Raw genomic sequence first — 13,679 nt, forward strand, 5'->3', positions numbered from 1 at the left:
TTTCCCCGGCCTGCGCGCTCTGCCATAATGGCTGGCAAACCAACAATACAGAGCAGCGTGATGGCCGAAGACCTCCTGACAGGGCATGAACCGACCGATTATGACGCCTCTTCCATCGAGGTTCTGGAAGGGCTGGAGCCGGTCCGAAAACGGCCGGGCATGTATATCGGCGGCACCGATGAAAGGGCGCTCCATCATCTTGTCGCCGAGGTTCTCGACAACTCGATGGATGAGGCGGTCGCAGGGCATGCCAACCGGATCGAAGTGGAACTGCACGAGGATCACGCCATCACGATCCGCGACAACGGGCGCGGGATTCCGATCGATCCGCATCCGAAATTTCCCGGCAAATCCGCACTCGAGGTGATTCTCTGCACGTTGCACGCAGGGGGCAAATTCTCCGGCAAGGCCTATGAGACCTCGGGCGGGTTGCACGGCGTCGGTGCATCGGTCGTCAACGCGCTTTCGGATTCGATGGTCGTGCAGGTCGCGCGCAACCGCGAATTGTTCGAACAGCGTTTCTCGCGCGGCGTGCCGCTCGGCCCGGTCGAAAAGGTGGGCCAGGCGCCCAACCGTCGCGGCACCACCGTGACGTTCCACGCCGATGAAGAGATTTTCGGCCATCACCGGTTCAAGCCCGCCCGGCTTCTGAAGATGGTGCGGTCGAAAGCCTATCTCTTCTCCGGCGTGGAGATTCGGTGGAAATCGGCGGTCGATGACGGCGAGACACCGCGGGAGGCGACCTTTCATTTTCCCGGCGGCCTGTCCGATTACCTGATCGAGACGCTGGGCAAGGCCTCGACCTATGCCGAGCGACCCTTCTCCGGCACCGTGGATTTCCGCGAGAAATTCGGAGCGTCGGGCAAGGTGGAATGGGCGATCAACTGGACGCCGTCGCGCGACGGGTTCATTCAGTCCTATTGCAACACCGTTCCCACGCCCGAAGGCGGCACCCATGAGGCGGGGTTCTGGGCGGCGATCCTCAAGGGCATCCGTGCTTACGGCGAGTTGTCGAATAACAAGAAGGCCGCGCAGATCAACCGCGATGATCTGATCACCGGAGGCTGCGCGCTGGTTTCCTGCTTCATCCGCGAGCCGGAGTTCGTGGGCCAGACCAAAGACCGTCTGGCCACGACCGAAGCGCAGCGCATGGTCGAAGGCGCCGTGCGCGATCACTTCGACAACTGGCTGGCCGCCGATACCAAATCGGCGGGCGCGATCCTCGATTTCCTCGTTTTGCGTGCCGAAGAGCGGCTGCGGCGCCGTCAGGAAAAGGAAACGGCCCGGAAAAGCGCGACGAAAAAGCTGCGCCTTCCCGGCAAGCTGGTGGATTGCTCGGCAACCTCGCGCGAGGGAACGGAGCTTTTCATCGTCGAAGGCGACAGCGCCGGCGGATCGGCCAAGATGGCGCGGGACCGCAAAACGCAGGCGTTATTGCCGCTGAGGGGAAAAATTCTGAACGTTCTCGGGGCAGCCTCCTCCAAACTGGGCACGAATGCGGAAATCAACGATCTGACCCAAGCACTGGGCGTCGGGCTCGGGACAAAGTTCAATGTGGACGATCTTCGTTACGACAAGGTTATCATCATGACGGATGCCGACGTGGACGGCGCACATATTGCATCGCTTTTGATGACCTTTTTCTTCACTCAAATGCGCCCAATGATCGACGCGGGCCATCTCTACCTCGCCTGCCCGCCGCTCTACCGGCTGACGCAGGGGGCCAAGCGGCTCTACGTGGCGGATGATGCCGAGAAGGATGAGATGATGGAAAAGGGTCTTGGCGGCAAGGGCAAGATCGACGTGCAACGCTTCAAGGGTCTGGGCGAGATGGACGCGAAGGATCTGAAGGAAACCACGATGGACCCGGCGTCGCGGAAACTGATCCGGGTGACGATAGACGAGGATGAGCCGGGGGAAACCGGCGATCTGGTGGAGCAGCTGATGGGGAAAAAACCGGAGCTGCGGTTTCAGTATATTCAGGAGAATGCCCGGTTTGTTGAAGAACTGGATGTGTGAAACGGAATGTTAACAATCTTCGCGGAAACTGAGCCGCGACATGGGAACCGTTCACTTCAAGATACCGGAAGAGATGCTTCGTGTCGGCGCGATGCTCGCTCGAGAGGACGATATCAGCCTCGGCCAACTCTTGCGTAACCTGCTGGCGAAGGAAATCTCGCGCCGAAAGAACGCGAGGCCGCCCAATCGGGCGGACGAGCTGCTCATCGCGCCCTTGCGAGCGCGCCTCGCACCTGAATTTGCCAATGCGACCGGCTGGGAAAGTCTGCGACATCGTTTGAAGGAATGTGGCTACGAATTGAGGCCGGCCGGCGGCGGCCTTGCGCTATTCACTTATCCTGAAGGAAGCAGAGTCTGCAAAGGATCCGAATTGGGCTTTTCTTACAGCAAGCTTGTTGAACGGTTCGAAGCGGGGTTTCCCGGGCATACTCATACATGGATCGCCGAGCGGTTTGCGCAGCGGCGCGAGCCAATGCGGGCACCCGACCCGCGGTTCTTTGACTCATAAGATCCTCGGGTCGCGCCCGAGGATGACAAACTCTCGCGAAAACGCGTCATCGACGCGCTCGATCCGGCGGCCTCTGCACCCAAGGAATTCTTGCGCCTCGCGGATATGCGGGCCGCGACCGCGCGGCCCGCACTTCGTTCATTCCTGAACCGTGATCCGACCGTCGGTATAAGGCTGATAAGGGCTGTTCTCGGCGAGATATTCTGCCGTCACATCCGCCAGATCGGGGCCGAAATCATAGGCGTTCTGAGCCTCGACGAACATCTTGTAGCCGTCGCCGCCGTTGCGCACGTAATTGTTCGAAACCGCGCCGTAGATCTTGTCCATCTCCACGGGCTCGCCGCCGACCATCACCTCGGATACGCGGCTACCGGGTTCGGCATTTGGATCGACGGTGAAGCTCATGCCCGCGACCTGCGGGAAACGGCCCGCGACCTCCTCGATCTGGCTCACGCCGTTTTCCAATGCCTCCACCAGTGTCTCGCCGGTGATCTGGAACGTCGACAGCGTGTTGTTGAAGGGCAGAACGGTCAGAACCTCGCCCATCGTCACCTCGCCGGAATCGATCGACGCCCGCAGCCCGCCGCTGTTGACGATGGCGATGTCGATGCCCTGATCCTTCACCCGTTCGAGCGAGGCGTCGGCCACCAGATTGCCCATTGGGCATTCCTGCACGCGGCAAACCTCTCGATTGCCCTCGATGGCTTGCTCCGTGCTGGCGACGACCTTGTTGCGGATCTCGTCGAGCGGTTTGGCCGCTTCGGAAATCCGTTCCTTGGTGACATCGTCCTCGGTGACCGAATGATCCATGATGATCGGCGCGCCGACCGCTTCGATGATCTTTCCCTCATCGTCGAAAGTGACGTTTAATTCGCCAAGGAACTTGCCATAGGCATAGGCCTGCACGATCGCGGTATCGCCCACCATCGTGGGATAGACACCGGCCGCGCGGTCCATATCGCCCAGCAGCGTGTTGGAATGGCCGCCGACGATCACGTCGATTCCCGTGGTGCGTTCGGCGATATCCATATCCACCCCGTAGCCCGAATGGGACAGCACGATGATCTTGTCGATTCCCTCTTCGGTCAGCCGGTCGACCTCTGCCTGGACCGCCTCGACCGGATCGGTGAAAATCACGTTCGGGCCCGGGCTGGCAAGCTCGTCCGTATCGCGCGGCGTCAGCCCGACGAGGCCGAGCTTTTCACCGCCGCGTTCGATCACCACCGATTTCTGGATCGCGTCCGCGAGTTGCGGCTCCTGCGAGACATCGGCATTCGACATCAGCACCGGAAACTCAACCGTGTCGACGAAGGCGCGCAAGACTTCGGGTCCGTCGTCGAACTCATGGTTGCCGACGGTCATTGCGTCATAGCCCATCTTGTTCGTCATCTCGGCGGCCAGCTTGCCCTTGTATTGCGTATAAAAGAGCGTGCCCTGGAACTGATCGCCGCCATCGACGAGGATATGGTTGTTGCTGCGCTGACGAGCATCGTTGATCGCCGTGACAAGCCGTGCCGATCCGCCGAAACATTCGCCCGCCTCGTTATCTTCGGCGGAGCAGCCGGAATCGTATTTGCTGATCGGCTCGAAACGGGCGTGGAAATCGTTCGTGTGCAGGATGGTCAGGGAATACTCCGCCTGTGCCACACCCGCCGAAAGCGCCAGCGCCGCTGCGCTGGTGAGTAGTCGATACGTCATCTCAATCCTCTCTGTTGTCTTGTTCTGAAACGATGGTGCAACGCGCCGGGGGCGGAGTCAAAAGCGAAGCGTATGGAAGATGGAGGAAAACGGCACCGGCGAATGCTTGACCTTGCTGCCCCCAGACGGCACATCGCGACCATGATCTACAAGATTCTCCGATCCGGCGAGTGGGACGCGCTGCAAAGCCGCGGTGTCATCGAGGGCGCGCCTGTGGATGTGGCCGACGGCTTTGTGCATTTCTCGACAGCCGCGCAGGTGCCCGAGACCGCTGCCCGGCATTTCGCCGGCGAAGACGGGCTTATGCTGCTGGCCTTCGATGAAAAGGCGATCACCGGCGATCTGCGGTGGGAGCCGTCGCGCGGCGGCGCGCTTTTCCCACATCTCCACGCGCCCCTGCGCCATTCCGATCTTGTTTGGGCCAAACCCCTGCCCCTCGGCCCGGACGGCCATGTTTTTCCGGACGATCTGGCATGAGTGCCGTCGAGAAGGCGGGGCTCGCCTTGCTGCACCGCCTCGATCCCGAAACCGCGCATGGGTTTGCGCTGCGTCTTTTGCAACTGGGCGCTGCACCTTCGGCCGGCACGCTGACTTCGGCGCGGTTGCGAACCGAACTGGCGGGCCTGACGCTTCCGAACCCGGTCGGTCTGGCCGCCGGGTTCGACAAGAACGCTGTCGCGCTCAGGCCGCTATCCCGAAGCGGTTTCGGATTTCTTGAAGTCGGCGCTGCCACGCCACGCCCGCAGCCCGGCAATCCCAAGCCGCGGCTGTTCCGCCTGAGCGAGGATCGCGCGGTGATCAACCGCTTCGGCTTCAACAATGACGGGATGGAGGCCATCGCGGCGCGGTTGGCCGCGCGCCCCCGCGACACGGTGATCGGTCTCAATCTCGGCGCGAACAAGGACAGCGCGAACCGCGCGGGGGATTTCGCAACCGTTCTGAAAACCTGCGGCGCGCATCTCGATTTCGCAACGGTGAATGTCAGCTCGCCGAACACGGAAAAACTGCGCGATCTGCAGGGAAAGGACGCGCTCGGCGCGCTTCTGTCCGGTGTGACCGACACGAGAGATACGCTTGCCAAGCGGGTTCCGGTGTTCCTCAAGATCGCGCCCGACCTTTCGGACGGCGAGATCGCGGATATCGCGGAAATCGCGGTGACCTCCGGTATCGACGGGCTGATCGCGACCAATACGACGCTGGACCGGTCCGGCCTCGCCTCTGCGCAGGCGGGAGAGGCCGGCGGGCTTTCGGGGCGTCCGCTCTTCGATAAATCGACCCGCGTTCTGTCGCGGCTCTACCGGGAAACACAAGGCTGCCTGCCGATCATCGGGGTCGGCGGCATCGGCTCTGCCGAAGACGCCTATGCCAAGATCCGCGCCGGTGCATCGGCGGTGCAGCTCTATTCCGCGCTCGTCTATGAAGGTCTTGGGCTCGTTCCGAGGATCGTGACCGGGCTGGAGGCGCTGCTCGAACGGGACGGGTTCGCAAGCGTTGCGGATGCGGTCGGCACGAAGGGCGAAATCCGGGCCTGACCGTTTCGGTCGACCGAAACGGCCGGATGCGTCGACGCATCCGCGCCCTAGACGCCGAGAAACGATCTGATCAAGACGGGATCCTTGACGCCTGGCGCCGATTCCACGCCAGACGACACATCAACCTGCCGCGCGCCCGTCAGCGCGATGGCTTCGTCCACATTGTCGGGCGTGAGCCCCCCTGCCAGCATCCACGGCACATTCCAGCGCCGGTTCGCGATCAGACGCCAATCGAAGGCTACCCCATTGCCGCCCGGCAAATCGGCCCCCTGCGCCGGTTTGGCATCGACGAGGATTTGATCGGCAACCACGCTGTAGCGGTCGAGCGCGGCCACATCCTCCGGCCCGGCGACCCCGACAGCCTTCATCACCGGCAAACCGTAGCGATGCCGAACCTCGGCCACACGTTCGGGAGGTTCGGAACCGTGCAGCTGCAACATGTCAAGCGGCACGACAGAGGTGATCGCATCGAGCAGATCGTCGCCGGCATTCACGACCAGCGCCACCTTCGCGATGCCGACCGGCACATCGATCGCCAGATCGCGGGCCGTTTCGATGGTCACGTTGCGCGGGCTCTTGGGGAAGAACACGAACCCGACATAGGCCGCACCCGCTTCGGCAGCGGCGGCGACCTCCTCGTCGCGGCTCAAACCGCAGATTTTGACGCGTGTTCCGGGAACCATGCGCGGATCAGCTGGCCTGATCGAGAAGGGCGATGACTTCGTCCTTGTCTTTGTCGCGCTGCGCCTTGGTGCGGCGCAATTCGCGCTCCAGGCGCTTGATCTCGGCCTCCCGGCGCGCGGCGGCGGCGCGGTGCTTGTGCTCGCGCAACCATTCCCACACGAAGCCGATCATCAGCCCCGCGACGACCCCGCCGAGGATCACCACGAAAAGCGGCAATTCGATCACCCGGTTCATTCCCGCCAGATCGGCCAGCGCGGCTGGCAGCAGCTGCAGTGTGACCATGCCGCGATTGGCAAGCGCCACAGACACAAGCGCGATGGCAAGCACCGCAAGAAACGCATAGCGAATGTAACGCATCTGATCCTTACTTTCCGTTCAGCCTGTCTCGAAGCAGCTTGCCGGTCTTGAAAAACGGCACATGCTTCTCTTCCACTTCAACCGCTTCGCCCGTCCTGGGGTTCCGCCCCGTCCGCGCATCGCGCTTTTTCACCGAAAACGCTCCGAACCCGCGTAGCTCGACCCGGTCGCCCCGCGCCATGGCATCGATGATCTCTTCGAAAATGGTGTTCACGATGCGCTCGACATCGCGCTGATATAGATGTGGGTTGTCGTCGGCAATCTTCTGGATCAATTCCGAGCGTATCATAATCTCGTATCTCCCTGTCGCACGCAAAATACCGGCGCGTTGCAGGCCAGAGTATACGCAGGCGCGCTCACAACGAAACCCATAGCCGCGTCCGCACGCGCAAATAATTGCGCGCGCCAAGGCGCTTAGGCGGAAATCGCGCTGCCCCGGCGGGTTCGGTCGGCGCGGCAGCGCCGCCGTGCAAGCCGCGGCAGCCAGCCGATTCGCCCCTTCGGCGGCTCACCCGGGGGCAAGCACCCGCGACTTTCACCTCAGATCCTCAGTTCCCGGAAATCGTCGCCGGGGCACAAATGAAAGGTTGATCTTTTCGCGATTGCAACGGTAGTCGTCGCCGCGAAAAGGGCGTGTCTCATCGTGAACGGAAGATCATGACACAGGAACAGGGCGATCCCCGCCACCTCGAAACCCTCGACCGCGATCTGGCGCGGTTCTCCAAGCTTGAAACCGCCACCAGCTACATATCGCGCCCGATGGTCGGGCCAGGCATCGCGCTGGTCTTCATCATCTTCGCGGGCCTCGCCGCGATGCTGTTCTTCGGACAGACCACCAATTCGCTGATCGTCGTCATCGCCGCCTGTCTGGGCGCGTACATGGCGCTGAACATCGGTGCGAACGACGTGGCCAACAACATGGGTCCTGCCGTGGGCGCCAACGCGCTCTCGATGGGCGGCGCCATCGCCATCGCCGTGGTCTGTGAAAGCGCCGGCGCGCTGATCGCCGGCGGAGATGTGGTTTCTACCGTTGCCAAGGGAATCATCGCGCCACAAAGCATGGACACCGCCTCCATCTTCGTCTGGGCGATGATGGCCGCGCTGCTGTCGGCCGCGCTCTGGGTGAACCTGGCGACATGGATCGGCGCGCCGGTCTCGACCACCCATTCCGTCGTGGGCGGCGTAATGGGCGCAGGCATCGCCGCCGCCGGCTTCGCTGCGGTGGATTGGCAGACCATGGGCGGCATCGCCGCAAGCTGGGTGATCTCACCCGTTCTGGGCGGGCTGATCGCCGCCGGTTTCCTGTGGCTGATCAAGTCGCGCATCATCTATCGGCCCGACAAGATCGCAGCCGCCCGCGTCTGGGTTCCGATCCTTGTGGGGATCATGGCTGGCGCCTTTGCCGCCTATCTCGCCCTCAAGGGCCTGAAAAAGATCATGGATATCGACATGCCCTCCGCGCTGATGATCGGCCTCGGTCTCGGGCTCGGCGTATGGTTGGTGATGATCCCGGTGATCCGCCGGCAATCCGAAGGGCTGGAGAACCGCAACAAGTCGCTCAAGGTGCTTTTCGGCATACCTCTCGTTGTATCCGCCGCCCTGCTCAGCTTCGCCCATGGTGCCAATGACGTGGCCAACGCCGTTGCGCCGCTCGCCGCGATCGTGCAGGCCTCGCAAACCGAAAGCTTCGGCGATGCGATCAACATCCCCCTCTGGGTGATGATCATCGGCGCGTTCGGCATATCCTTCGGGCTTTTCCTCTTCGGGCCGAAACTCATTCGCATGGTCGGCGGGCAAATCACCAAGCTGAACCCGATGCGCGCCTATTGCGTCGCGCTGTCGGCGGCGATCACCGTCATCGTGGCAAGCTGGCTCGGTCTGCCCGTCAGCTCGACTCATATTGCCGTCGGCGGCGTGTTCGGCGTCGGATTTTTCCGCGAATGGGACGCAGAACGTCGCATCCGCAAGGCGCGGCTCGCGATGCCCGAGCGCACCACCTACTCCGCCGAGGAACGCCGCCGCCGCAAACTGGTGCGCCGCTCGCATTTCCTGACAATCATCGCCGCATGGGTGATCACGGTTCCGGCCGCCGCGATCCTGTCCGGCGTGATCTTTTTCGTCATCCGGGCGGTCACCGGAAGCTGACCCCCTCGGCGCAGACCGCGAGCCGTCAAAACCATTGACAGCGCACTTGAAGCAAGGCGAAGCTTCCGTTGCGTAAGGCGCCCACGCCGCTCGATCGCTGGGCAGCCTATCGACAATGGGAGGAACTGATGACTTGCAGAAATATCGCGTCTGGGCTTCTGCTCAGCACTGCGTTGGCTGCGCCGACATTGGCGCAGGACAACATGGACAAGCTTTCCAACATGCAAAAGACGGATGCAACCTTCACCTTCATCGAACAGGAAGGGGAACGGGCGGAGGCGCTCAACAACATCGTCGAACATATCAACGTGCCCGATGGTTTCGAGGTCAGCCTCTACGCTGTGGTTCCCGACGCCCGCTCGATGGCCATGGCACCTCAGGGCACCGTCCTCTTTGCCGGAACGCGGAAGGACAAGGTCTGGTCGATCGTCGATCGTGACCGCGACCGTGTTGCCGATGAGGTCAAGGATTTCGCGCCGTCGGTTACTTTCGACATTCCCAACGGGCCCTGTTTCTCGCCCGACGGATTTCTCTATATCGCAGAACGCAACCGCATCCTTGTGTTCCCCGCAGCGGAGTTTTTCTTCGAGAGTCCCGATATCGCCGTTGGCACCGTCGTGCCGCAGGGAGAATTGATCCCGCCCGAGGAAGAAAGCTTCAATCACTCCGCACGCGTCTGCGACATCGGACCCGACGGGATGCTTTACGTCTCGCTCGGCCAGCCTCACAACGTGCAGCCGGTCGAAAAGATCGAGATGTATGACAAGATCGGTATTGGCGGCATCATTCGCATGAATACGGATGGAACGGGGCGCGAAGTCTACACGCGCGGTGTGCGCAACTCGGTCGGACAGGATTTCAATCCGGAAACGGGCGAGCTGTGGTGGACCGACAACCAGGTGGACGGGATGGGCGACGACATTCCGCCAGGCGAGTTGAACCGGCAAACAGCGGCGGGCCAGCATTTCGGCTTTCCGTGGACGAATTCCCGGATCGAAATCGTATCGGAATCCGACCATCCGCGGCCAGAGGGCGTTGAATTCATCGAACCCCAACTCGAATTGACCGCCCATGCCGCGGATCTCGGTATGCGCTTCTACCATGACAGCAGCTTTCCGGAAAAATATCACGGCGGCATTTTCTGGGCGCAACACGGTTCCTGGAACCGCACGACCCCCGTCGGGGCACGCGTGATGTTCACCGCGCTCGATCCAGAGACGGGCGATGCGGTGGGCGCCGAGGTTTTCGCCGATGGCTGGCTCAATGAGGAGACCGGCGAGTATCGTGGCCGCCCGATGGATATCGAATTTTTGCCGGATGGCTCAATGCTCGTGTCCGACGATTTCGCCGGTGCCATCTGGCGGATCGCCTACAACCCGCAGACGCCTGAATGATACGGCTTGCCGCGACAGCTCTCCTCGGCGGGCTCCTGCTCGCCGGGGCCAACGCCGCGACGGCGGGCGATCCGGCCGCTGGACGGAAGATCGCGACCATGTGCCAGACCTGTCACGGCATCGACGGCTATGCACGAATTCCGCTCGCCCCGCATATCGGCGGCGAGCCGAAAGACTATCTCGAAGCACAGCTCATGGCGTTCAAGACCGGCGCGCGCACGCACGAGATGATGTCGGTGGTCACAGCCGACCTCACGGCGCAGCAAATATCGGACGTCGCGGCATGGTATGCCGCGCATGAGGCGACAGCGACACTGCCCCCGGGCGCAACGGGGGCCGATGCTCCCGATGCCTGCGTGTCGTGTCATGGGGCCGATGGCATCTCTGCGGCGCTCGATGCGCCGAACCTCGCCGGCGAGGTGAATATCTATATCGACACCCAACTGAAGGCCTTTCGGAGCGGGAAACGCAGGCATGACATCATGTCACAGATTGCCGCCAAGCTGACGGACGCCGAGATCCGGGCCATCTCCGACTGGTATGCAGAAATCGAACTGGAAATCGCCCCGGCGCAATGATCGGCAGGGCCATTTCGCCGGGCCTTTCGCTTGCCCCCCAGGGATCGGCGATGGCCTGTGGAGACATAGCAAAACGTGACCATTCCGCCACTCTGAAGTATTGATTTCATTGGATAATTATTATCCACCGGCGACCAAAATGACCTTTTGCACAGATCAAATGGCCATCGAAAGTTCGAAAAATATGCCGCTCGAAAGCGGCAATTTGGAAAATCGTTGGGCTTTCAAGCCACTGAAGCCCTTTCACCCCATCCAAAACCGAATCTCGTTAGAGGCATTGGGCGGCGGATCTTCGATGCATGCCATGATCTCATCCGGTGAAACCAAGACCGCTTCTAACCCGTGGCAACCCTGTAGCCGATAGACCGTTTGCAGGAATTGCCCAAATAGCATTTCGAGAATGGCCCGTAGTGTGACCCGGGTTTTCTCCGCAGCTTTGGCTAGGTGGACGTGGGTTTCGGGAGGCTTCTCTACAAGCGGGCCGAAACCTTCGATGAAGTTGAGCGTCCGTTGAACCGACCGTCCGTCAATCGACTTCCCCAGCTTGCTTTGCAGCTGACCGTGGTCCTGTATTCTCGTCAGCTGTCCTAGTGAAATCAACTCAGCCACAATCGGACGGGACGCGGAGAGCATATCAGGCACTTGTGTCACCGGAACCGCGCGCTTTGCCCTGTCGATCAGGTCCTTCGCCTTGGCATAGTCGGCAACCACATTCCGAACGCTCTTTTGCTCCTTTCCATCCTCAATCACCCCGGCGACACGGAGGACATTGGCCAGTGTCTTCGAATGCAATCCCTCAGCCTTCGCGATTGAGGCGATGCTTGACAACCGCGGATGTTCCACTGCCTTGCCGAGCAGCATCTGGCCCGGGACCAGAGGAACATGTTCGATAATGACGTCTCGAACGAGATCGCGAATTGGCCCTGGATCTTTGGTCAATCGGCTGGCGAACAGCCACCCGTAGAGCATGCCGAATGCGCTGCATGGGCTCGGATGCCCGTTCTGACGAAGACAGCCTTTGAGGGTTTCAGCGAGAACCGTCCGAATTACCTCAGGACCATCCTCCAACAGTGACCAACCGGTGCGGCCCGCAGCGTCCCACATGTCTTCCGTCATCCCGGCAGCCTTTGTGGCAGGCCCGTAATGCAATAGGCCACCCAGCATTTCACCGGCGCGGCAGACTTGGTCGACCCTCTGAAGGTCCAGCCAAGCGGCGCCTGCCTCACCCTTCAACCGACATTCCACGTATGTCTGCAAAGGAGACGGCTCTCTCCGGGCACCTGTCCTCGCAACATCCAGCTGCTCCGTGAGTGCTTCCGGCACGGCCTGAAGCTCGTGGAGCATGTCGCTCCACTTTCCCATGCGGATGTCGCTCATTGGCAGATTGTGTTTCGGACAGGTCCGATATGGCGCAAGCCGCCACTGAACCCGGTGACGCATCGCCTCACCGGGATGTCGATGGCCGTCGACGTCCTCAGCAATGCAGAGCGGACAAAACCGAGTGACCGGCCCCGTGGTGAACTCTGCTGAGAATTCCTGGCCACAAAGTTCGAAGCGACGAAGTCCGACAGCGACGATGCTGTTGCGGATCACCTCTGCAGGATCTTCGCCAGCCTTCGCACAGAGCCTCACAACTGCTTCACGCTTGCCACGAGCTAGATCGGCAACCGGGATCCCCAGATCGTTCAGGAACGGGACGACGCGGCCTCCCGTATGGAAGGCCGCCTGCCGCGATGCCCATGACATCGGCGTTTCGCCGGTATGGAGCTCGATTTTTGGAAACAGCATGCTCATTAGTTGCGCGCCTTGCCTTGACGGCGCTTGGGAAAAGCAAGCGCGTCCTCATCGGCATCAGGTTTGAGAAGCACGTAGCTGTCCGCGTAGAAGACATTCTGCGATGCAAGACATGCCTCGTTCATGGCATAGGCGGAGGCAAAGTCGTCGATCGTCAGATGCTCCGCATTGCGGGCAATCGCGAACTCCATGGCAACCAGCAAGAGCTCGACAGCGCGGCCAAAGCGATACCGTGCGCCATGGAAAACGCGCGCAACAAGGTCGGCTTCCACCGGTGGCTCAAGGTCGACCCGCGCACAGTAGTCCGACATCACCGTGCAGAACATGTCTCCATGAGCCGCCTCGGTGAGCTCCGGCAATACCATCGCAGTGAATCGACGTTTCACCTGGGGGTCAGTCCGAATGACCTGTGCAAGATCGTCGGTGCCAGACAGGATAACGGCGACAGCATCATCGCCCTGCATCAGCGACTTGAGGGCCCGCAGGATGGCCTTGCGATCGGCACAGAACAAATCCTGCGCCTCATCAATCCAAAGCACTGCGACCCCCAACTTGCTCAGTCGATGCCGAAAGAGCTGCCAGAGCGACCATGCCTCCTGCCGCGGATTAGCATCGGGATATCCAGACCGCTCCAGTAGCGCGAGGGTCATGCTTTTGAAGGTCGCAGGACTAGGCACTGGACAAGCAATGACACGCGGCACCCCATCATCGGCCGGAGCCAGTTCGGGAATCTTGGTCAGCGTTCGGTCCATCAGGTGCGACTTCCCGCTGCCGGGATCCCCGACGAGCATCATCCCACGAGTCTCCCCTGTCTTGGTGAAGTAGCGGGCCTTGGGGATGAGATTGCCCTCCCCGTCCCGTGCGAGCAGCCGCTTGACATGCATGGCAGCCTCAGCATCCCAATCCAACCCGATGTGCAGTTTGCGGACCGCGTCCAGAGCGGCTTCCTTGTTGACGAAATCCTTCATGA

General features: G+C 61.4%; 13 protein-coding genes. 7 read left to right on the forward strand and 6 right to left on the reverse strand.

The window, feature by feature from the left end; all coding sequences use genetic code 11:
* Positions 1-60: 60 nt before the first annotated feature.
* On the forward strand, positions 61-2,019 hold the full coding sequence (gene parE / locus M3465_RS01775; RefSeq protein WP_249499988.1) for a DNA topoisomerase IV subunit B: 1,959 nt from the start codon (positions 61-63) through the stop codon (positions 2,017-2,019).
* A gap of 40 nt (positions 2,020-2,059) precedes the next feature.
* Positions 2,060-2,527 carry a relaxase family protein gene (locus M3465_RS01780; RefSeq protein ID WP_249499989.1) on the forward strand — a complete coding sequence of 156 codons (468 nt, stop codon included), beginning with the start codon at positions 2,060-2,062 and terminating at the stop codon, positions 2,525-2,527.
* Between the two features lie 138 nt (positions 2,528-2,665).
* On the opposite strand, the gene M3465_RS01785 is transcribed toward M3465_RS01780, so the two are convergent.
* Positions 2,666-4,225, reverse strand: a complete 1,560-nt coding sequence (locus M3465_RS01785) for a bifunctional metallophosphatase/5'-nucleotidase (protein WP_249499990.1) — start codon at positions 4,223-4,225, stop codon at positions 2,666-2,668.
* A gap of 141 nt (positions 4,226-4,366) precedes the next feature.
* Here M3465_RS01785 and M3465_RS01790 point away from each other — a divergent pair, with 141 nt between their 5' ends.
* Entirely contained in the window at positions 4,367-4,702 is a 336-nt protein-coding gene (locus tag M3465_RS01790; protein WP_249499991.1) for a DUF952 domain-containing protein, read from the forward strand.
* On the forward strand, positions 4,699-5,757 hold the full coding sequence (locus tag M3465_RS01795) for a quinone-dependent dihydroorotate dehydrogenase (RefSeq protein WP_249499992.1): 1,059 nt from the start codon (positions 4,699-4,701) through the stop codon (positions 5,755-5,757). The genes M3465_RS01790 and M3465_RS01795 overlap by 4 nt, the downstream gene beginning before the upstream one ends.
* Before the next feature lie 47 nt (positions 5,758-5,804).
* Here the strand turns inward: M3465_RS01795 and M3465_RS01800 are convergent, their stop codons facing one another.
* Genes M3465_RS01800 through ihfB form a run of 3 tightly spaced genes read right to left on the reverse strand, consistent with a single transcriptional unit; the run spans position 5,805 to position 7,087 of the window.
* Positions 5,805-6,440, reverse strand: coding sequence for a phosphoribosylanthranilate isomerase (locus M3465_RS01800; protein ID WP_249499993.1), 636 nt, complete (start codon positions 6,438-6,440; stop codon positions 5,805-5,807).
* Positions 6,441-6,447: 7 nt separating this feature from the next.
* A complete protein-coding gene (locus M3465_RS01805; protein WP_249499994.1) occupies positions 6,448-6,798 on the reverse strand; it encodes a lipopolysaccharide assembly protein LapA domain-containing protein in 351 nt (116 codons plus the stop codon).
* A 7-nt stretch (positions 6,799-6,805) separates the two neighbouring features.
* Positions 6,806-7,087: an integration host factor subunit beta gene (ihfB, locus tag M3465_RS01810; protein ID WP_085631630.1), complete on the reverse strand. Its 282-nt coding sequence runs from the start codon at positions 7,085-7,087 to the stop codon at positions 6,806-6,808.
* A 368-nt stretch (positions 7,088-7,455) separates the two neighbouring features.
* On the opposite strand from ihfB, the gene M3465_RS01815 reads away from it, so the two are divergent.
* From M3465_RS01815 to M3465_RS01825, 3 genes are all read left to right on the forward strand, one after another.
* A complete protein-coding gene (locus tag M3465_RS01815) occupies positions 7,456-8,943 on the forward strand; it encodes an inorganic phosphate transporter (RefSeq protein WP_249499995.1) in 1,488 nt (495 codons plus the stop codon).
* Positions 8,944-9,146: 203 nt separating this feature from the next.
* Positions 9,147-10,337 (forward strand): PQQ-dependent sugar dehydrogenase, encoded by a 1,191-nt coding sequence (locus tag M3465_RS01820; RefSeq protein ID WP_502846100.1) that lies wholly within the window; start codon positions 9,147-9,149, stop codon positions 10,335-10,337.
* Positions 10,334-10,915, forward strand: a complete 582-nt coding sequence (locus M3465_RS01825; protein WP_249499997.1) for a c-type cytochrome — start codon at positions 10,334-10,336, stop codon at positions 10,913-10,915. Before M3465_RS01820 ends, M3465_RS01825 begins: the two co-directional genes overlap by 4 nt.
* Positions 10,916-11,158: 243 nt before the next feature.
* Here the strand turns inward: M3465_RS01825 and M3465_RS01830 are convergent, their stop codons facing one another.
* Both M3465_RS01830 and M3465_RS01835 read right to left on the reverse strand, forming a co-directional pair.
* A complete protein-coding gene (locus M3465_RS01830; protein WP_249499998.1) occupies positions 11,159-12,709 on the reverse strand; it encodes a TniQ family protein in 1,551 nt (516 codons plus the stop codon).
* On the reverse strand, positions 12,709-13,677 hold the full coding sequence (locus M3465_RS01835; protein WP_249499999.1) for a TniB family NTP-binding protein: 969 nt from the start codon (positions 13,675-13,677) through the stop codon (positions 12,709-12,711). The genes M3465_RS01830 and M3465_RS01835 overlap by 1 nt, the downstream gene beginning before the upstream one ends.
* Between the last annotated feature and the right edge of the window lie 2 nt (positions 13,678-13,679).

Source organism: Marivita sp. GX14005, assembly GCF_023370775.1.
Taxonomy (GTDB): domain Bacteria; phylum Pseudomonadota; class Alphaproteobacteria; order Rhodobacterales; family Rhodobacteraceae; genus Marivita.

Bases quoted from the DNA above. Each gene is read 5' to 3' on its own strand.
- M3465_RS01820 (WP_502846100.1), top strand. From the start codon at position 9,147: ATGGACAAGCTTTCCAACATGCAAAAGACGGATGCAACCTTCACCTTC.
- M3465_RS01805 (WP_249499994.1), bottom strand. From the start codon at position 6,798: ATGCGTTACATTCGCTATGCGTTTCTTGCGGTGCTTGCCATCGCGCTT.
- M3465_RS01815 (WP_249499995.1), top strand. From the start codon at position 7,456: ATGACACAGGAACAGGGCGATCCCCGCCACCTCGAAACCCTCGACCGC.
- M3465_RS01795 (WP_249499992.1), top strand. From the start codon at position 4,699: ATGAGTGCCGTCGAGAAGGCGGGGCTCGCCTTGCTGCACCGCCTCGAT.
- M3465_RS01835 (WP_249499999.1), bottom strand. From the start codon at position 13,677: ATGAAGGATTTCGTCAACAAGGAAGCCGCTCTGGACGCGGTCCGCAAA.
- ihfB (WP_085631630.1), bottom strand. From the start codon at position 7,087: ATGATACGCTCGGAATTGATCCAGAAGATTGCCGACGACAACCCACAT.
- M3465_RS01785 (WP_249499990.1), bottom strand. From the start codon at position 4,225: ATGACGTATCGACTACTCACCAGCGCAGCGGCGCTGGCGCTTTCGGCG.
- parE (WP_249499988.1), top strand. From the start codon at position 61: ATGGCCGAAGACCTCCTGACAGGGCATGAACCGACCGATTATGACGCC.
- M3465_RS01830 (WP_249499998.1), bottom strand. From the start codon at position 12,709: ATGAGCATGCTGTTTCCAAAAATCGAGCTCCATACCGGCGAAACGCCG.
- M3465_RS01800 (WP_249499993.1), bottom strand. From the start codon at position 6,440: ATGGTTCCCGGAACACGCGTCAAAATCTGCGGTTTGAGCCGCGACGAG.
- M3465_RS01780 (WP_249499989.1), top strand. From the start codon at position 2,060: ATGGGAACCGTTCACTTCAAGATACCGGAAGAGATGCTTCGTGTCGGC.
- M3465_RS01790 (WP_249499991.1), top strand. From the start codon at position 4,367: ATGATCTACAAGATTCTCCGATCCGGCGAGTGGGACGCGCTGCAAAGC.
- M3465_RS01825 (WP_249499997.1), top strand. From the start codon at position 10,334: ATGATACGGCTTGCCGCGACAGCTCTCCTCGGCGGGCTCCTGCTCGCC.